The sequence below is a fragment of the Streptomyces sp. NBC_00388 genome (assembly GCF_036061255.1).
Lineage (GTDB): Bacteria > Actinomycetota > Actinomycetes > Streptomycetales > Streptomycetaceae > Streptomyces.
The window spans coordinates 5015299-5034290 of sequence record NZ_CP107948.1 but is presented as its reverse complement, the minus strand read 5'-3'; the positions used below and the strand labels follow the sequence as shown (position 1 = coordinate 5034290).

At 69.6% G+C, this 18992-nt stretch carries 17 protein-coding genes; 5 read left to right on the top strand and 12 right to left on the bottom strand.

Annotation, left to right across the window (positions count from 1 at the left end):
- Nucleotides 1-34 precede the first annotated feature (34 nt).
- The 8 genes from OG917_RS22570 to OG917_RS22535 form a co-directional block, all read right to left on the bottom strand.
- Nucleotides 35-2548 carry a SpoIIE family protein phosphatase gene (locus OG917_RS22570; protein ID WP_328319423.1) on the bottom strand — a complete coding sequence of 838 codons (2514 nt, stop codon included), beginning with the start codon at nt 2546-2548 and terminating at the stop codon, nt 35-37.
- A gap of 155 nt (nt 2549-2703) precedes the next feature.
- The gene (locus OG917_RS22565; RefSeq protein WP_328319422.1) at nt 2704-3108 is read right to left on the bottom strand and encodes an ATP-binding protein; all 405 of its coding nucleotides are present in this window, start codon (nt 3106-3108) and stop codon (nt 2704-2706) included.
- A gap of 356 nt (nt 3109-3464) precedes the next feature.
- Nucleotides 3465-3869: a (deoxy)nucleoside triphosphate pyrophosphohydrolase gene (locus OG917_RS22560; protein WP_328319421.1), complete on the bottom strand. Its 405-nt coding sequence runs from the start codon at nt 3867-3869 to the stop codon at nt 3465-3467.
- Nucleotides 3870-3924: 55 nt separating this feature from the next.
- Nucleotides 3925-4107: an SPOR domain-containing protein gene (locus tag OG917_RS22555; RefSeq protein WP_328319420.1), complete on the bottom strand. Its 183-nt coding sequence runs from the start codon at nt 4105-4107 to the stop codon at nt 3925-3927.
- A gap of 353 nt (nt 4108-4460) precedes the next feature.
- Nucleotides 4461-5213 carry a GntR family transcriptional regulator gene (locus OG917_RS22550; protein WP_328319419.1) on the bottom strand — a complete coding sequence of 251 codons (753 nt, stop codon included), beginning with the start codon at nt 5211-5213 and terminating at the stop codon, nt 4461-4463.
- A gap of 325 nt (nt 5214-5538) precedes the next feature.
- A complete protein-coding gene (locus OG917_RS22545) occupies nt 5539-6090 on the bottom strand; it encodes an isochorismatase family protein (RefSeq protein ID WP_328319418.1) in 552 nt (183 codons plus the stop codon).
- A gap of 8 nt (nt 6091-6098) precedes the next feature.
- The gene (locus tag OG917_RS22540; RefSeq protein WP_443059006.1) at nt 6099-7571 is read right to left on the bottom strand and encodes an MFS transporter; all 1473 of its coding nucleotides are present in this window, start codon (nt 7569-7571) and stop codon (nt 6099-6101) included.
- Nucleotides 7568-8011 (bottom strand): MarR family winged helix-turn-helix transcriptional regulator, encoded by a 444-nt coding sequence (locus tag OG917_RS22535; protein ID WP_328319416.1) that lies wholly within the window; start codon nt 8009-8011, stop codon nt 7568-7570. Before OG917_RS22535 ends, OG917_RS22540 begins: the two co-directional genes overlap by 4 nt.
- 130 nt (nt 8012-8141) lie before the next feature.
- Here OG917_RS22535 and OG917_RS22530 point away from each other — a divergent pair, with 130 nt between their 5' ends.
- On the top strand, nt 8142-8474 hold the full coding sequence (locus tag OG917_RS22530; protein ID WP_328319415.1) for a YkvA family protein: 333 nt from the start codon (nt 8142-8144) through the stop codon (nt 8472-8474).
- Nucleotides 8475-8581: 107 nt separating this feature from the next.
- On the top strand, nt 8582-9154 hold the full coding sequence (locus OG917_RS22525) for a DinB family protein (protein ID WP_328319414.1): 573 nt from the start codon (nt 8582-8584) through the stop codon (nt 9152-9154).
- 72 nt (nt 9155-9226) lie between these two features.
- Here OG917_RS22525 and OG917_RS22520 read toward each other — a convergent pair whose 3' ends face one another.
- A complete protein-coding gene (locus OG917_RS22520; RefSeq protein ID WP_328319413.1) occupies nt 9227-9883 on the bottom strand; it encodes a response regulator transcription factor in 657 nt (218 codons plus the stop codon).
- Complete coding sequence (locus OG917_RS22515) at nt 9880-11022, bottom strand: sensor histidine kinase (RefSeq protein WP_328319412.1); 1143 nt, start codon at nt 11020-11022, stop codon at nt 9880-9882. Before OG917_RS22515 ends, OG917_RS22520 begins: the two co-directional genes overlap by 4 nt.
- A 439-nt stretch (nt 11023-11461) precedes the next feature.
- Between OG917_RS22515 and OG917_RS22510 the strand changes: the two genes are divergently transcribed.
- The 3 genes from OG917_RS22510 to OG917_RS22500 all read left to right on the top strand — a co-directional run bounded on the left by OG917_RS22510 (nt 11462) and on the right by OG917_RS22500 (nt 14280).
- A complete protein-coding gene (locus tag OG917_RS22510; RefSeq protein WP_328322088.1) occupies nt 11462-12433 on the top strand; it encodes an ABC transporter ATP-binding protein in 972 nt (323 codons plus the stop codon).
- Complete coding sequence (locus OG917_RS22505) at nt 12430-13458, top strand: ABC transporter permease subunit (RefSeq protein ID WP_328319411.1); 1029 nt, start codon at nt 12430-12432, stop codon at nt 13456-13458. Before OG917_RS22510 ends, OG917_RS22505 begins: the two co-directional genes overlap by 4 nt.
- 678 nt (nt 13459-14136) lie before the next feature.
- Nucleotides 14137-14280: a DUF6408 family protein gene (locus OG917_RS22500; protein ID WP_328319410.1), complete on the top strand. Its 144-nt coding sequence runs from the start codon at nt 14137-14139 to the stop codon at nt 14278-14280.
- A gap of 75 nt (nt 14281-14355) precedes the next feature.
- Here OG917_RS22500 and OG917_RS22495 read toward each other — a convergent pair whose 3' ends face one another.
- Nucleotides 14356-16464: a DUF2075 domain-containing protein gene (locus tag OG917_RS22495; RefSeq protein WP_328322086.1), complete on the bottom strand. Its 2109-nt coding sequence runs from the start codon at nt 16462-16464 to the stop codon at nt 14356-14358.
- 194 nt (nt 16465-16658) lie between these two features.
- Nucleotides 16659-18545, bottom strand: coding sequence for a DUF2075 domain-containing protein (locus tag OG917_RS22490; RefSeq protein WP_328319409.1), 1887 nt, complete (start codon nt 18543-18545; stop codon nt 16659-16661).
- Nucleotides 18546-18992: the final 447 nt, after the last annotated feature.

Here is an 18992-nt window from a genome sequence, read left to right as displayed (position 1 = left end):
CCCGGCGGGCACCACGCCGATGACCTGTCGCGCCTCAGTACATGCTGAGCAGCTGTTCCACGCTCAGCTCCGGCGCCGGAGCTCCGTCCGGCAGGGCGAGTTCGAACCAGACCGTCTTCCCGCGCGGGGTCCTGCGGGAGCCCCAGGCCGCGCTCAGCATGCCGACGAGCTGGAGCCCGCGACCGCCCTCGTCCGTGTCACGGGCGCGGCGGCGGCGGGGCTGGACGAGGCCCGCGTCCCAGACCTCGCAGACCAGGGTCCGGTCGCGCAGCAGCCGGAGCCTGATCTCCCCCTCCCCGTACCGCAGGGCATTGGTGACCAGCTCACTGACCAGGAGTTCGGTCGTGTCCACCAGGTCGTCGAGACCCCAGCCGACCAGCCGTTCACGGGCCAGCTCGCGGGCCCGGCCCACCGAGCGCGGCTCGCGGGGCAGTCGCCAGTCACCGACCGCGTCGGACGGCAGGCCCTGGATACGGGCCATCAACAGCGCGATGTCGTCCTCGCCGTGCTGCGTGTCCAGCGTGTTGAGCACGTGGTCACAGACGTCCTCAAGCGGTCGCTCCGAGTGGGTGAGGGCATCACGGAACGCGCTCAGGCCCTCGTCCAGCGGGTGCTCGCGGGACTCGACCAGGCCGTCGGTGTAGAGCGCGAGGAGCGCGCCCTCCGGGATCTCCACCTCGACCTCCTCGAACGGTTCGCCGCCGACGCCCAGCGGCATGCCGGGCGGTACGTCGAGCAGCAGCGCCTGTTCGCCCGGTTCGACCAGCACGGGCGGCAGATGCCCGGCGTTGGCGAAGGTGCAGCGCCGGGTCACCGGGTCGTACACCGCGTAGACGCAGGTCGCCAGATAGACCTCGGAGAGGTCGGCGTCCCGGGTCTTGTGCGCGGCGCGCGAGGCCTGCTGGGTACCGCTGGGGCTGCCGAGCCCGCGGGCGATCTCGTCCAGCGCTTCGAGCACTTCGGCGGGCTCCAGGTCCAGCAGCGCCAGCGTCCGCACGGCGGTGCGGAGTTCACCCATCGCGACGGCGGCCCGCAGCCCGTGACCCATGACGTCGCCCACGACCAGCGCCGTGCGGTGTCCGGGAAGCTCGATGACGTCGAACCAGTCGCCGCCGACCTCGCTCGCCGTGTTGCCGGGCAGGTAGCGGCAGGCGATGTCGAGCCCGGCCGCCTCCGGGTCGCCGGGCGGCAGCAGCGAACGCTGCAGTATCAGGGCCCGTTCGTGTTCGCGCCGGTAGAGCCGGGCGTTGTCCATACAGACCGCGGCGCGTGCGGCCAGCTCCACGGCGAGCGAGCGGTCGCGCTCCCCGAAGGGTTCGCTCCCCTTCGTACGGGAGAACTGCACGAGCCCGACCACCGTGTCGTGGGCGACCATCGGTACGGCGAGGGTGGACTGGACGTGGCTCCCCGGGGAACCGGGCACGGAGCGCACCTTGCCGGTGCGCAGGGCGTTCGCGCACGGCGAATGGAAGGTGTACCGGTGGACGGCGCCGAGCGACGGCCCGCCGTCCGGGCCCTTCGGCAGGGCATCGGAGACGGCGCTTGCATAGGCGACCCGGCGCAGCTCCGCACTGCCGTCGGCGCTGCCCCTGGGGGACTCGTCACCGGCGAGCAGCCCCTGGTACAGGTCGACCGATGCCAGGTCGCAGAAGCCGGGTACGGCCACATCGAGGAGTTCGCGGGCGGTGGTCTCCAGATCGAGCGAGTTCCCTATCCTGGCGCCTGCCTCGTTGAGCAGGGCGAGGTTGCGGCGGGCGTTGGCCGCCTCACGGGCCGCGACATGACGGCGCGTGACATCGGTCCCGAGTCCGGCGACGCCGATGGGGGCACCCGCCCCGCTGTGCACGCGGTAGAGGTTGACGGACCAGTGCCGGTGGTCGGAGCCGCCCGGTGCGGAGCCGATCAGCTGGAGGTCGGTGACCGGGCGCCCGGTCTCCAGGACCCGCTTGAGCGCCGAGGTCATCCGGTCCGCCTCGGCACGGGGCAGATAGTCGTGGACCGTACGGCCCCGGTGCTCCGCCACTTCGTCCCCGAAGAGCTCCGCGAACCGCTTGTTGACCCGCCGCACCGTGAGGTCCGTGCCGAACAGCAGAAAGCCGAAGGGAGATTGGCCGAATATGGCCTGCGAGGAGGCGAGGTCGGTTTCGATGTGCCGCAGCACCCGCACGTCGACGACGATGCAGACAGCGGCCCGTTTGCCGTCCGCCGTCACGGTGGGCATCACATACAGCTCGGCGAGACCCTGCGTCTCGGGCCGGTCGGGCATCCGGAAGGGGACCAGACCGGTCCACTCCTTGCCGTCGAGGATCTCGGCGACCGTGCCATGCCCTCTGCCCCGGACCTCTACGGGCAGGAAGACCTCGACCGGGTCCACGCCCACGGCATCGCGCGCGTCCACACCGAACAGCTCTTCGGCCCGCTTGCTCCACTGCTCCACCAGGCCGTCCGTCCCGATCGAGAACGAGGCAACCCTGATGTAGTCATAGATCGAACCGGGCGGACTGCTCTGCCATACGACATCGCCCGTCGCACCGGATATATCGCTCACGCGACCGTCCCCTCCAGCTCACCACGCACCGAACCGACCAAGGTGGCACCCGCAGTATTCAGCACTACGGTCCCAACCGGCACGGCGTTCACGATCACAGCACGGTCTCAGTCACTTTCGGACACTCCGACTGCGATCGACATACCACCCTTCTCCTAACCAGGCTGGGCGAGCTCGAACCACACCGTCTTGCCCGATCTGCTGCGAGCCGTCCCCCAACGCTGCGCCGAGCAGGCCACGAGCTGCAGTCCCCGACCCCCCTCGTCGTCAGGACCGGCCTCCCTCTCGCGGGGCGGATCCGGAAGCGGATCGGAAACTTCCACCCGCAGCGTGGCTTGATCCAGTCGCGCGATCCTGACTCCGATCGGCCCGGACGCATGCCGCATGGAGTTGGTCACCAGCTCACTCACGAGCAGGGTGGCGACGTCACCGAACGTGCCGTCGAGTTCCCAGCTGCGCAGGGTGTCCTGGACCGCCCGGCGCGCGACACGTACGGCATCGGGCTCGGCGGGGAACGTCCATTCCGCGCACCCGCCCTCGATGTCGATCAAGCCGATCACTTCCCCAGGCCGACCATGGACATGCGTTCTGACGAATAGGTGCTAACCAGCACATACCCTGTATTCAGTGCGGATACCGACTGCGCCGTGCCCTATGACCCACAGGGGCACGAACGGCGCAACCCGGCGACCCCGGACGGGTGCGAACCGGCGTGCACCCACCCCAGCGGGCACAGGCGGACCCCGGGCGGGCACGGGCGGGCACGGCTGGGCACCGGGGGCGCAGGGTGAAGGGGCGGATCCGGGGCGCGAGTCGCGAATACACCGCGGGGCCGCGCCCGGCGGCGTGAGGCGAGGTGACGCCCGGAGGGGCCGGAGCCGTCAGGAAGGGACGGCCGGCCGGCGGGGCGCCTGCGTCATCCGTGCGTTCCCGCTCTCAGGCGGCGTGCCGCCTCGGCCACCGCGGGGCGGTCCTGGGCCAGCCAGTCGACGGTGTCGATCTCGTCAGGACCGAGCCAGCGCAGCTCGTCGTGGTCCTCCAGCGGACGCGCCTCGCCCGAGGTCAGCCGCGCGGTCCACACGTGCAGGACGAGCCCGCGTCCGAGCGGCCACTCGCCGGGGATCCGCTCCAGCGGCTCGGCCTCGACGCCCAGTTCCTCGCGCAGCTCGCGCACCAGCGCCTGCTCGGCACTCTCCCCCGGCTCCAGCTTCCCGCCGGGCAGCTCCCAGCGTCCCGCGAGCTCGGGCGGCGCGCTGCGGCGCGCGGCCAGCAGCCGCCCCCGGTCGTACAACGCTCCACCCACGACGACACGATCAGCCATGGTGCGAGCCTACCGACGCACCGCGAGGCCGCCGCAGACGGCCGCCACGGGGGCGCTACTGCACACTCTGGCCGATGCGTTCGATCCAGTACATCTGCCGGTGCCCGCGGGCACCGAGGGTGTCGGCGGTCTTCTGCGCCTCGTCCCTCGTCGCGTACCTTCCGACGCGATAGCGATTGCCGTTGTCGTCCTCACGTATCACCTGCCACGAGAGCGTGGCGCTCGCGCTGTCCGTCATCACATGCCCCCGTCGCACGCCGGCGCGGAGGCCGACTCTGATCCCCAGGAAACCGCAGTCCGCATATGCCCGAGCGTACGCCTGACCCTTACTGAGCGAATGCGTGTTTTCACAAAGAGGTACGCATCAAGCCACTCTGCAATTTTCATTGAGGACTGTACGGAGCACCAGGCCCCCACCCGGAGAACACTCGATCGGGCGGGGTCGGCAGCAGACAGAGCGTCAGACCCCCGCCCGGAGAACACTCGACCGGGCGGGGGTCTGCAGGAACAAGGGCAGGGCTGTGCCGACTCGCGCTCAGCGAGCGGCTTCCACCCCGGCGGCCGGCCGGAGGCAGCGTCCGGCCGGGCGGGTCACTTCACCGGCAGGTGGTACGCGATGCGGTAGCGGTCGGCCGGGACGACGATGTCGGCCGTCTCCACGGCCCGCCCGGACGCGTAGTACGTACGGGAGATGGTCACCACCACATGACCGGGCACCCCGCCGAGCGCGAGCAGCTCCTCGGCCAGACCGGGCCGGGCGCCGACCTCCTCGACGACGTTGTCCACGACGACGTCGATCGCGGCCATCCGCTCGACGACTCCGCAGCCCCCGAGCGGGCCTTCCTCGGGGAGCATGACCGGCGTCCGGCCGGTGACCGCCAGCGGCTCCCAGGAGGTCGACAGCATCATCGTCTCGCCCGCGTCGCGGTAGACGTACCGCGTGCGCATCACCCGCTCGCCCGGGGCGATGCCGAGCCGCGGCGCGATGTCGGCGTCCGCGGCCTCCTGCTCGCTGCTCGACTCCCAGGCGCCCTGCACGCTCTCGTCGGCCTGCTCCTGACGGAACGGCGTCGCCCCGTCGGGCATCCGGTAGCCGGAGCGGGCGATCCGGCGCGGTGCGAGGCGCTCCCTGACATACGTCCCCGACCCGGAGCGGCCCTCGACGAGCCCCTCGGCCATCAGCACTTTGCGCGCTTCGAGGGCGACCGTGTCGGAGACCCCGTACTCCTCACGGATGCGGGCCTGGGAGGGCAGTCGCGTGTGCGGTGGCAGCGAGCCGTCGGTGATCTTCTGCCGAAGATCACTCGCGACGCGCAGATAGGCCGGCTGCTCACCGAAAGTCACTGGCCACTCCCCCATGCAGGTTGACAGACCGCAACAGCGTGACAACCGTGGGTTGTTGACCGCAAGCAGGGGCCAGAGTTTCACCCGAAGTGATGAAATACAGCCGCACCACCTTCCCTCCTGCGTGAAGGCCGCCAGGAAGGGTCGCGCCGCGCCCAGGGTCAGGCGACGGCCATCGAACTCCCCCTTCAGCGGCCTGACTTGGAAGGACATGAAAGTGGCGCACCGCGCACCGGCCTCCCGGGCAGAGCCGGGGCGCCGGCTCCCCGGCCCGGGCTTCCGCACCGGGACGCGAACGGCAGTGCGCCACACCCGCCGGGCGGGATCAGCCCAGCAGCTTGATGACCGCCTCGGTCGTGTCCGTCTCGCCGAGACGCGGGAAGATCCGCTCGACGGCGTTGCGGTGGGCCTCCCCGTCCATGTCGGTGACGGCGTCGGTGGCGACGGTGACGTGGTAGCCGTGCTCCTGCGCCGAACGGGCCGTCGACTCGACGCCGATGGCGGTGGCGATCCCGGCCAGGACGACCTGGGTGACACCGAGACGGCGCAGCTGCATGTCCAGGTCGGTGCCGTGGAACGCCCCCCAGGTCTGCTTGGTGACGACGATGTCACTGCTCTGCTGGTTCAGCTCGGGCACCAGGTCGGCCCAGTCCGCCGGAGGCGTGCCCCCCTGCGCGGGGGACTCGTTCCGCCCGGGCGCACCGCCCGTGACCCGTACGAGGACGACCGGCAGCTCGTGCGCGCGGAAGGCGGCGGCCAGCTCCGCGGCGCGCCCGACGATCTCGGCGGCGGGGTGGACGGTCGGCAGGCCGACGATGCCCTTCTGGAGGTCGATGAGGACCAGCGCGGTCCTGGTGTCGAGGGTGGTGGCTGTCATGGTGTGGCTCACTTTCGGTTACGGGCACGAAGCGCCCGGTCGGAGACGGTCAGTGCGACGAGCAGCAGACCGAGGACAACGGAGACGGCGGCCATCAGATGGATTCCGCCGTCGCTCGCCCGCTGCCCGTAGGCGAGGGCGATGAGGCTGGAGGCCGTGATGGCGCCGAGGTACTGGGCGGTCCGCTGGAGTCCGGCGGCGGATCCGATGGCGTCGGCCGGCGCGTGCTGGTAGACGGCGGCCTGGTTGCTGGTGCCGATCAGCCCCTGCGGGATTCCGAAGCAGGCCCCGGTGAGGAGCAGCAGGGCGACCGGGGTGGCCCCGGTGGCGAGGAGCAGCAGGGCGCTGCCCGCCGTGACCAGGACGGCGGCCGTGATCAGTGGCGCGCGGATGCCCTTCGTACGGGCTCCGAGCAGTGAACACACCAGTGCGGCCACCGACATGGGCAGCATGAGCAGACCGGTGTGCAGGGAGGAGAAGCCGCGGCCCTCCTCCAGCCACTGGGTGAAGCCGTACATCACGCAGTAGATGACGAGATAGCTCAGGCCGTGCCGCAGATAGGTGCGGGCGAGCGCGTGGTTGCGGCCGAGCATCCGCAGGTCTATGAAGGGGCTCGGGCACCGCAGCTGCCACCAGGTGAGGACGGCGGCGAGCACCGCGACGGGGCCGAGCAGCCACCACGCCGGGTGGGCCAGGTCGAGAAGGAAGAAGACCAGGGCGGTCAGGGTTCCGGTGAAGAGCAGGATGCCGAGCGGGTCGAGTCCGGCCGGTTCGCGCGCCTCGCCCGTGCCTCCTGCCCCGTCCGCGCGCCGGACACTGTCGGCCGGGATCCACCACAGGGCGCAGACGAACGCGACGAACGCGAGCGGCACGTTGACGGCGAAGATCGCCCGCCAGCCCCAGGTCGCGACGAGCAGCCCGCCGAGGGTGGGACCGACGGCCGCGCTGCCGAGCGCGGCGAAGGAGAGGCGGCCCAGCACCGTGCGGGGTGTGGGCCGGCCGAGCCTGCGTGACTCGGAGCGCAGTACGGCCATGGCCGCGGGATAGGCGGCGGACGTGCCGACCCCGAGGAGCAGCCGGGAGGCGATCAGCCAGCCGAAGCCGGGCGCCACCGCACCGACGAGCCCGGAGGCTGCCACGACGGCGAGCCCGGCGAGGAAGACCCGGCGCGGGCCGATGGAGTCGGCGAGCCTGCCGAGGACGGGCTGGGCAACGGCGCTGGCCAGGTACAGCACGGAGACCAGCCAGACCGTGCTGGAGGCACCGATCCCGAAGTGATGGCCGATCGACACCAGGGCAGTGGAGATCATGGTGGTGTTGAGCGGATTGAGCAGCGAGCCCAGCAACAGGGGCGCGGTGAGACGGCCCCCGAACCCGGCATCGGGTGCGGGCTCCGCGGACCGGCGGGGAGCAGGCACGGCGCTCGCAGCGGTCGCAATATCCCTGTCCGTACCCTGACCCGTCCGGCCGGGCCCCGTCACCGCTGCACCAGCCGTTCGAGCAGTGCGACAGCGTCGGTGAGCGTGCGCCGCTCCGCCGTGTCCAGCTCCTCGCCGATGGCCAGCGCGAGCCAGCCTTCCTTGTCGGCTCGTACGCCTTCGAGCGTGCGCAGGCCGAGGGCAGTGAGCGACATGACGGACTGCCGTCCGTCCGTCGGGTCGGGGGCGCGCTCCACCAGGTCGCGGGCTTCGAGCGCGGAGACGGTCAGCCGCATCGACTGCGGTCTGACCAGCTCGGCGCGGGCCAGCGCGGCGGTGGTCATCGGGCCCTCCCGGTCCAGCAGGGAGAGCGCGGACCGCTGCGAGTGCGTCAGCTCAAGACCGGGCGACGTCCTGCGCAGCCGCCGCGCCACATGTCCGAGAACGACCGCGAGCTCGGCGGCGATCTGCTCGGGGCTGGGTTCGTGGGAGGAGGTGGCCATGGGCCCACCGTAAGAGGTAGACAGGCAGCCTTGCAAGTTTCCCTGTCCAACTACTTCGCTCCCCCACCGGGGGCACGGCGGGGCGACCGGCGTCAGCGTGGCGTCCGGGCCACCGGGTACCCGTACAGGCATGGACCTCCACTCGAAAACGCTGCTGGTCGTCATCGCGCTCGCGATCCTGGCGACGCTGGTGGTCACGGTCGTCCTCGCCGTACGCCTCTTCCGCGCGCGCCGCTTCCTGCGCGACGCGGGCATCCCCCTCCAGAACAAGCTGGCCTTCTGGGGCGCGCTGATCTACACCATCAGCCCCGTGGACCTGCTCCCCGATCCGGTCTACCTGGACGACATCGGCGTACTGCTGTTCGCGCTGCACTCGCTGGAACGGGCAGCGCGCCGGGGAGTGGCCGGGAAGCCCGGACGCACGGCGGAGACGTTCGGTGCGACGGGGCCGCCGGCCCGGTGAACCGCCCCTCGCCGCCCCCGTCTCCGGGGGTATAGGACAGCGCCCGGCCGCTATGACTCCTACGGTGGTCCCGGACCGACGGAGCAGGAAGACGGGAAGGCAGAACCATGACCACCAACGAGACGACCGGCAGCGGGACGACCAGCAGCGGCCTGCCGGGAGCGGCGGCCGTCACCGGTGAGCGGGCCGAGTGGCTGGAGTTGCTCGCCAAGCACCGGCAGTCCCTGCGCTTCACCACTCGCGACCTCACCGACGAGCAGGCCGGGTCACGGACCACCGCGAGCGAACTCTGCCTGGGCGGTCTGATCAAGCATGTCTCCGACGTCGAGCACGGCTGGGCCGACTTCATCGTGAACGGCCCTTCGGCGATGCCGGACTTCACGGCCATGACCGAGGCCGACTGGACCCGCCGCGCCGACGGGTTCCGGCTGCTGCCCGGCGAGACGCTGGCCGGCGTGCTGGCCGGCTACGCCGAAGTGGCCCGCAGGACCGACGAGCTGGTTGCCACCCTGCCCGACCTGGCCGTCACCCGTCCGCTGCCGAAAGCACCGTGGTTCGAGCCCGGTGCGCAGTGGTCGGCCCGCCGGGTACTGATGCACATCGTCGCCGAGACCGCCCAGCACGCCGGCCACGCCGACATCATCCGCGAGACCCTGGACGGGGCCAAGAGCATGGGGTGACGGCGGTACGGTCCGGGTGCTCCGGCCGGCGCGGTACCCGGGCCCGCCCCGGCGCCACCGCTCGTACGGCGCTCAGCCCCGTCCGTCGACGAGCCCGGACTCCCAGGCCCAGGCGGCGATCTCCACACGGTTGCGGGCCGACAGTTTGGCCTGCACGTTGCCGAGATGCGTCTTCACGGTGCCTACGGAGATGGACAGTTCGGCGGCGATCTCGGCATTGGTCAGCCCCCGGGCCACCAGGCGCACCAGGCCCTTCTCCCTTGCGGAGAGCGCGCTGTGCGGCTCCCGGGGAGCGGGCACGGCGCTGTTCAGGCGCCGCAGCAACCGGACGGTGATGGCCGGGCTCACCAGCGCTTCGCCGGAGGCGGCTGCCCTGATGGCCTCGACCAGCAGGGCAGGGCCGGAATCCTTGATCAGGAACCCGGATGCGCCTTCGCTCAGGGCGCGCTGGACGTACTCGTCGTCGTCGAAGGTGGTCACCACGACGACCTTCGGCGGATCCACCGTGCCGGGGCGCGTCAGCCTGCGCAGGGCCTCCAGCCCGTCCATGCGGGGCATGCGGATGTCCATCAGCACCACGTCGGGCCGGTGACGTCCGGCCAGCTCCACGGCATGCACCCCGTCCGTGGCCTCCGCGACCACCTCGATGTCGTCCTCGGCGGCGAGGATCATCGCGAACCCGGCACGGACCATGGCCTGGTCGTCGGCGATCAGTACCCGGATCGTCATGCGGCCACCGCCCCTGCCGAGGACACCGGGAGCGTCGCCTCGACGCGCCAGCCGCCACCCGTCACCGGCCCCGCCTGGACGCTTCCGCCGATCAGGCCCACCCGTTCGGACAGGCCCTTCAGCCCGAAACCGCTGCCGGAGACCGGGCGGGGGCGCCCGTCGTCGCTGACCCGTACGGTCAGCCGGTCTCCCGAGCGGTCCACGCACACCAGTACTTCGGTGCAGCCATGGGCGTGTTTGCGTATGTTGGTGAGGGCCTCCATGACCACCCGGTGGGCTGTGGTGGCCACCTCAACCGGCAGGTCGTCGAAGGTACCCGCCACGTCGAGCCGGGCCCGGGCACCGCCGACGGCCGAGAACTCCTCGACGAGCGACCGCACTTCACCGACGCCGGCCAGCGGCGTCAGAGCCACTTCCCCGTCGGCGTCGCGCAACATCCCCACCATGTGCCGCATGGAGGTCAGTGCCTCCGATCCCGCCTGTTCGATCCGCTGCAGAGCGGGCGGCAGCAGTTCGGGGCGCCGGCCGGCGATCGCCTGGGCCCCCTGTGCCTGTACGACGATGCCGGTCACGTGGTGGGCGACGAAATCGTGCAGGTCCCTGGCGAACTCCGTCCGCTGCTCCAGCCGGAGGGCTGCCGCCTGCCGCCGCCGGTCCATCAGCAGCAGGCGCATCCCGAGGCCGATGCCCAGCGCAGTGACCGCCGCCAGGGCGAAGAGCAGCGCCATGATGGTGGTGGACTGCCGCACCGAGACCGACACCGGCCGCAGCACGACCGCCATGCCGAGCAGCGGAAGGGCGAGCATCGCCCACGACGGCTTTCCCCGCCGGGCGACGAGCAGCAGGAGCCACACGAGCGCCGCCGGCTCGGCGAATCCCAGCGACTGCGAGCTGCCCACCATCTCCAGGTGTATCCAGACGGAGAGACCGAGCGACCCGACCGCGCACACACTGGCGGCCACCGGCAGCGCCCGGCTGTCGAGCCGGGGTGAGACGACGGCGACAGCGACGATCAGCAGGGCGCCGATCAGCTTGGCCGGCCCGCGGTAGTGGATCCAGTAGAGGCCGCCCGCCGAGTCGAGCACGACGAGGCCGATCAGACACCCGGCGAGCAGCATCCACGCCGTGACGGACAGCACCTGCGAACGCCCCGTGTCCCTTGCGCCCCTGGGAGCTTCGTTCGCCGCCTGCACCATCTCTCGCACCGTCCTTCCGGCGGACCGGCCGAAAGTAGGAGCCGGTCGCGCATGATCTGCCTTTCGCCCGATCCGCCGCGAGTCCCCGCGGAGGAGAGTCGTGGTCACCGGGCGGCGTTCGCCGTTCATCACTCAGGGACCACGTCATGATCACGGCCGGTATCACCTTAGTGGGGAGCCCCGGAGGAGCCGGATCCCCACGTCAGCCGGGTCCCTGGTGACCGCCGCACGGACCGCCCGCGCGGACCGCCCGCACAGCCGCTTCCCGGGCACTGCCCGGCGCCCCACAGCCGGCCGTTCCACCACACGGCCGCCCTCCCCACACGCACAGGAGCCACACATGGACCACAGGGACCACAGGGACCACAGGGACCACTCGGAGATGCGGCACAGCAGCGGGTCGGGGTTCGCACCCCCCGCCGGAGCATCGGCGATCGAGGCCCATGGGCTCGGCAAGAGGTACCGGCGCGGCTGGGCCCTGCGGGACGTTTCCTTCCGGCTGCCGACCGGCCGGGTATGCGGCCTCGTCGGTCCCAACGGCGCCGGCAAGAGCACGCTGATGGGTCTGGCCACCCACATGATCCGGCCCACGAACGGCGCCCTGCGGGTGTTCGGCGCGGCCCCGGGGTCGACGGAGGCGGTCCTGCGGACCGCGTTCCTCACCCAGGAGAAGCCGCTGTTCCGGCGCTTCACCGTGGCGGAGACCCTGCGTCTCGGCCACGAGCTGAACCCCCGCTGGGACCAGGAGGTCGCCGAGGGCATCGTCCACGCGGGCCAAGTGCCGCTGAAAGCGAAGATCGGCACACTCTCCGGCGGCCAGCGCACCCGCGTCGCCTTCGCCCTGGCCTTCGGGAAGCGCCCTGATCTGCTGATCCTCGACGAGCCGATGTCCGATCTGGACCCGCTGGTCCGCCGCGAGCTCATGGCCACCCTGACGACGGAGGCCGCCGAACACGGCACGACGGTGCTGGTCTCGTCGCACATGCTCGCCGAGCTGGAGTACATCTGCGACTACCTCCTCGTCATCGCGAACGGCGGCCTGCGTCTCGCGGGCGAGGTGGACGAACTGCGCTCCGCACACGCCCTGTTCGCACCCCAGGGGGACGGGTCGCTCCCCGACCTCACACCGCACCGGGTCATCGACCCGCGCAGCGGCGAGGGCCGGCCGGGCGCCCTGGTGCGCCTCGGCGGACCGGTCGAGTACGGCGGCCGGGCCGAGCCGCCCACCCTGGAGGAACTTCTGCTCGCCTATCTGCGCTCACCCGATGCACCACCGCTGATCGCCCCCAGCGCCAGGGCCGGCGACATCCACGACATCATCACCCACGACCGGACGAAGGCTGTGACCGCATGACCACGCTCACTCGTGACCCGGTCCGCCCGGCACCCCGGGGACGCGCGCGGAGCGGGCGGATCCCCCGGCTCGGCGGTCCGGCCTGGCTCGTCCGGCGCCAGCACCGCGCGGCGTTCTGGACCCTCATCGCCCTGACCATCCTCTGCGTGATCGCCATGGTCATTCTGCGCGGGCAGATGATGGACTACCTGGACACCCTGGGCTCATCCCAGCGGAAGTCCGGCAGCCTGCCGGCGGACTTCGAGAAGTACTCCGACCGCCTGGCCTCCTTCGGGGGGTACCTGGGCTATCTCCCTGTGCTGGCCGGGGTCTTTCTCGGCGCCCCGCTGATCGCGGGCGACCTGGAAACCGGCACCGCCAAGCTGGTGACCTCACAATCCGTCAGCCGGCTGCGGTGGCTCACCACGAAGCTCGCCATTCCCGCCGCCCTGCTGGTCCTGTCAGCCGCGGTGCTCGCCGCCGTGTTCAGCTGGTGGTGGCATCCGGTCAAGACCCTCACCGGTCAGCTGGAATGGACCAGCGGCACCTTCTTCGATGTCACAGGCATCATGCCGGTGGCCTACGCCCTGCTCACGTTCTCCGTGGGCGCGGCGGTCGGCATGCTCCTGCGCCGCACGCTGGTGTCGATGGTGGTCACCCTCGGCATCGTGGTGGCGATCGGGGTCGTCTGGGACCGGTTCCGGCTGGACCTGGGGCACATCCTGTCGGTCAGCACCGACAAGGGCGTCGGCCCCGGTGCCAGGCTCCCGAAGCTGCCCGCCGGAGCGATCCAGCAGGGACAGGGCACCTACTTCCTCACCAGCTCGGGGGGCCGCCTGGACTGGACCACCTGCCTCGGCACGTCGGACGACTCCAAGGCGCACACGGCCTGCCTGGAGTCCAAGCACGTCATCGGATGGTCGATGGACTACCTCCCCATCTCCCAGATGCACACGATGCAGTGGCTCGGAGCAGGCATCATGCTCACCGTCACGGCCGCCATCGCCGCCTTCGTCATCCTCTGGGGCCGCAAGCGCCTCCTGTGACGGGAGGGGCGAGGCCGGGGCCGTGCGCGTGGGAAGCGGGGCGGCGGGCGTTCCTGAGGTTGCCGGGGCCGGGGGGGGTGCGGGGGCCGGTAACCGTAGCCGGTTGTCACTCATGGTCACGGCTTCGAATCACCTCCACCCCAAGCGGGTGCATGCGCACGCGGTGGGCCGCACGGTCCTGGGGTCCCCAGCAGAGCCGGGGCTCTTCAGAGCGCCGTGAGCGCCGGCCTCAGGACGTCGCGGCCGGTGCTGCGGCTACGGCAGAGAGCGTCCGGCCGGGAGGTAGGTGAGCATCGACGGCAGCGGGGTGCCGCCAACGAGCCACGCCGACGTCATCCCGTCAGTGGTGCGGAGGCCGTCCCAGGCAACGTGGAGGATCACGGCGGCCATGGGGAGGCCCTCCCAAGGCCGACGGTCAGGCGGCGGCCGTCGAAGCCGAGGGGGTCGATCATCCTGCTTGCGGGAAAGCCCACCTGGGTTGCTCTCAAGCTGTAACTCCATTCGGTTGCAGGGTCGTTGGCCCGGCGAAAAGGCGTTCCCAGTGAGATAGGATTTTGCCGCTGCGCACCTTCCCGGAGGGTACGAGGCGGAGTCCACGGTCCAGTCCGCTGGCTGTGAGTGACGAATGGGGCGGATGCCCGGTAGGGCGATCCGGTCCTACCATTCCGAACTCACATCATGGAGTGGGCCTTTATGGAGCCGGTCGAGTACAAGCCTGCGCGTCGTCCCTGGATCCGCGAGATCCTGGCCGGCGTTGCCGCGAGCGTGATCTCCAACCTCGTGTGGGAGACACTGGCGGTGGCAGCGCGCCACCTCATCTGAGGCAGGCAAGTGGCGGGCCCGGCGAGCCCGCCACTCTTCAACCCTTCCCGGCTTCAGCCCTACGGCGAGGATCCTTCAGAAGAGCAGTTCCTGCCCGGGAGAGGTGGCGTTCCCCTTCCTCTTCGGACTGGGGAGATGTGGTATCCGAGCCTCGGCGGGGAGATTTTCCCACGTGGGCCGCAGGCCGTGTATCTGCACGTCACCCACACAGCTCTTGAGGTACGCCTGCGTCTCCTCATCCGTGGAGTACAGCACCGTCGCCCGGCTCGCCCTGGTCATGAGCACGTGGTATGCGTGCCGAACACACCGCGCGAACTCCTCCGCTTTCTCTTCTTCGCTTCCCGTCCCCTCACGGAGCTTCATGTCGAACGAACCAGGCACTCTGACACGCTTGACCCCACTTTCCGTATCCTCACGCCACTGCCCTTTGCGGTAGACCCAACGGTCGTCGCGTCTCACCATGTCTTCGCCAAGGATCACCCCGCACCAGTCCCACTCAAGGCCCTGAGCCGTGTAGACGCAGCCGACCTGGTTGATGCCGTACGGGTGCACTGCCCATTTCGTGGACGGCGGCACCGCTCCGTTCTCGCGGAAGGAGTCGCCCTTGGCGTTCCACGGTCGGTGCCAGTCACCGATCCGCACGTCCGCCTCCAGACGTGCGGACTTCCCCTGTCCCACCGGCTCGGTCCACGGCCAGCAGAAGCCGGCCACCATGCGAGCAGTCGCTCCTGCCGCCGCCTCCGCCCTGATGATGTACTCGAGTTGCTCCGGACTGTCCGCGACCTCGACATGCATCAAACCGTCGGGGGTCCACTCGGTGGATCCTTCCTCGATGTCGAGGACAGCCCGCACCCAGCGGATGTAGGCGTCACTGCCACCACAACGCCATTCCTCCCTGAGCCCATAGCGGAGTGGAGTGATTCCCCGCGCTCTTGCGGCTTCCTCGATCAGGCTCACCGTTCCGACTTCCTTGGGTCGCACGGACTGGCTCTCGTCGAGAAAGAACACAGTGAGGTAGGAGGAATCGAGCAGGTCGTCCACTTGGGGCTGCTTGCCCGACTTCTCCTCCCGCTGGTACATGTCGATGGTTCGCTCTCTCAAACGATGCGCCTCGTCGCAGATGAGGACGTCCAAGGGAGGGTCCGGAGGGGTCACGAAGGAACTGAAGTAGGCGAACCTCTCCCTGAACTCCTTGTCGGTGTAGCCCACCTGCTCTTGGAGCGCTCCGTTGAACGCACGGCTGCCGCTGGCGTATTTCACCGTGCGCCCGGCTGTCTCGAATTCGGCCCTGAGCTGCAGACCCACTGCACTCTTTCCGGTACCCGCACCACCCGTCACGATGAACACGGCTCGTCCGTCGTCCGACGGCGGAGCGGACTGATCGGGATCGCCGAGAACCAGGGCGGCTCGTTCCAGAACGCTCGCCGCCACCTTCTTCTGCTGACCGCGCAAAGTGAACACCGTGTCCTCTCCGCGAGATCTGATCATCGCGTCCAGAAGCGGCGTGTTGCGCAGGTTCATGAACCGCAGGAGCTGCTCGGCCTCGGAGTCCGCGCCGTCTTCCGCGAAATGCCGTCGCAGGTCCGCAAGGAGCAGGTCGCGGCTGTCGCGGGTGTACACACGCTCATACGCTCCGGTCGGCGCCAGCGTATCGAGCAACGGTCGAACCGAATCGTCGGTGGCATTGTGCAGATACGCGAACCCGCCGCATTCGACGGTGATGCCACGCAGTGGTCCCTGGGGCCCGGTGAACAGTTGGTATGTGTTCCTGAGTTGCAACGCAGGGTGCTTCTTGGGGCTTTTGTATCCCGGTACATTCACGAGCTTCGCGGTGGCGGATTCCACCTGCGTCACCATCGACCAACGCTTCAACTCGACGAGTTGGTACGACGGCAGACGCGTCTCCGGATGTCGGCCCACGAGCACGACGTCGATGAGGGGCGTCTCCCCCTTCTTCGGTCCGTCGACCGTCGCCGCGCACTCGACGACCATCTCAACGTTGCCCCGCTCCGCCTCAACGAGGTCTTCCGCCAACTCGACCAGGCTCTCGGCCCATGCCTTCCGTTCTGTATCGGACACGTCGCGCCCTCGGAAGTGCTGGTATCTGGCGACGAGATGCGGCACCATCCGCCGTCGCGAGTTGAGAGTGAGCAGGTCCTGCGCGGACAGCCTCAACAGGAGCATGGACACGAGGTGGTTCCCCCAGGGCACGAGTGACTCGTGCGGGTGGGGGCGTGTCCTCGCGTAGAGGAAGCCCGTCGGGCCGCAATTGGTAGGAGTGATCTTAGGGAGCGCGGCGGCCCACGCGAACTCCGCCCGCCCACTCGTGGCGCGGCAACGGCAAGTTGGCGAAAGAGTCGTTGATTCAGGCCGGTCGATTACGCCGTGACAGCCGGGCGCGGCCTGGCGCCCACCAGCTCTCTCAGTCTCTCTTGCGTCTCCCGGTCCGTGGAGTAGACGACCGTGCCGACCATTCCGCGGGTCAGCAGCACCTTGTACGTGTTGCGGATCAGGCGGTCCACATCGGCGTCAGGTGTCGAGCGCTTGAACACTGGGTCCTTGGACGCCGTACGGTCCGTCACCCATCGGTCGCCGCGCCACACCAGGTCGGGGCCAATGATGACGCCGGACCAGTCGTACTCGAAACCCTGGGCGGTGTAAACGCAACCGATCTGCCCGAAGCCCGCCGGGTCGGTGGCCCACAGGGCGGACGGCGGTGCACCGGAGACAGAGCGGTCGCCGCGCAGGTTCCAGGGACGCGCCCAGGCGCCGATCCTCACGTCTGTCGGAAGGGGCTGTCCCGGCTTGGGTTCCGGGGACCACTGCCAACAGTAGCCAGCTGACATACGAGCGCTGTAGCGCTGGCCGCGGCAGCCGTCCAGGAAGCTCTCCATCTCCTCCGGGCTGTCGGCCAACAGGAGTTTCATACGGTCGTCCGGGTCCCACGCCACGGGGCCGCCGGATTCCAGCCCCAGAAGCCGCACCACCCAGCGCAGGTATACATCGCTCCCGCCGCAGCGAAACTGGCTTTCCAGCTTTACGACCGGACAGTTCAGCCCCCTGCGTGCTGCCGCGGCTCGAATGTCTTCCACCGTGCCCGTCTCGCCCGGACGCACGACTTGGTGCTCGTCCAGCAGAAAGACGGGCACCTTCGCCACGTCTATCAGTTCGTCGATCTGTTGCTTACCGGTTCGGCGTGCGGCCGGCGTGTACCGGTTGGCGGATGTCTCACGGATGCGGTGGGCCTCATCGCAGACCAGTACGTCGAGGCTGTTCTTCTCCGTCGTCATGAAGCTGTTGAAGTATTTGAAGAGATCCTGAACTTCGCGCTTCCTGGCACCCGCGACCTTGCGCATCGTCTTGGTGAAGGACTGGGATCCGGTCGCGTGCAGAGCCGGGATGCCTCGCCGGTACAACTCGCCGAGCAGGGAGAGCGCGATGACGCTCTTACCGGTGCCAGGGCCACCGGTGATGACCACGACCTCCTTGTGGTCGGACCGCTGGGCCTTGCGTACCGCGTTGAGGACCTTGCGGTAGGCGACCTGCTGTTCGTCGAGGAGCACGAACTGCTCCCTCTCACGGACTTCCTGTGCCGCGACCGCCATCAGCTGCTTCGAGGGAACCGTCTTGGCCGCGAGCAACGCGTCGGCGGCTGCGGCGCCCGGATACTCAGGGCTGAGCCGGGCACGAACGTAGTCGATGAAGCCACCGCGGGTGTCGCCCGCGAACAACTGTCCCCACTGTTCGGACTCGATCTCGCGCAGTGCAGCCACATCGAACTCGTGAGCGTTGTGCAGGAGAGCCACTCCCCCGACCCTCTCCGGGTGGCCGGCGATAGCGCCATTGAAGTTGACGAGGTACTCGCAGTAGCGGCGCACCTGCTCGATGGGGTTGAGGACCGGCTGAGTGTAGGAAGGGACGTGGCAGAGGAGCGGGTCGTCCTCGTCCGGGACTACATCGCTCCACTGCTTGAGCTCCACCACGACGTAAGAGGGGTCGCCCGTGCGTGGGTGGACGCCGGCGAGAACCGCGTCGGCTCGCTTGCTGTTCATGGGGAGCGCGTACTCGAGCATGACCTCCACGTCACCGAGTCCCGCGTCATTGAGCGCGGCGGTCAGGGCGGGGATGCTCCGCTCCCAGGACCGTGCCTCCGAGGAGGTGGGCTGGTAGCCGTGCCTGTGGGCGAATTGCTCTGTGAGGTGGAAATAGAGCGAACTATCGAGCGCCATAGTGGCGACCGTTTTCGCGGAAGCGCGGAACAACAAGGACTTCCCCCGGGCAGCACGAAATAGATCGTGCGGGTGGGGGCATGTCCTTCGAGACTCCACAGGGTGGAGCGGAAGCCCGTCGGGCCGCGTTGACGAACTACTGAGGGTACCTGGCGGTATTGACTGTCGTACCGGTGGTCGCATCGGCGGCAGCACGCGTGGCGCTTGAGACCCAGACTCTTCTACGGGTACCCGACCATGAGTCCGCAAGCCCACTTCGGGTGGACGCTCCATGTCGAGCGAGTGCCCACCCCACATCGTCACGCACCAGCACGGCCAGAACGCACCCCGGGCGGTTTCCATCCAGGGGCCCCGGAACTGCCGGAACGTTGAACGGTAGCCGAGTCGGGCTCAACGCCGGGTTGTGTCCCAGCACCATCAGCCCATCCACGTCCCAGCACCATCCCAGCACGGGAAAAACCAAGGGCCCGACCCCGAAGAGTC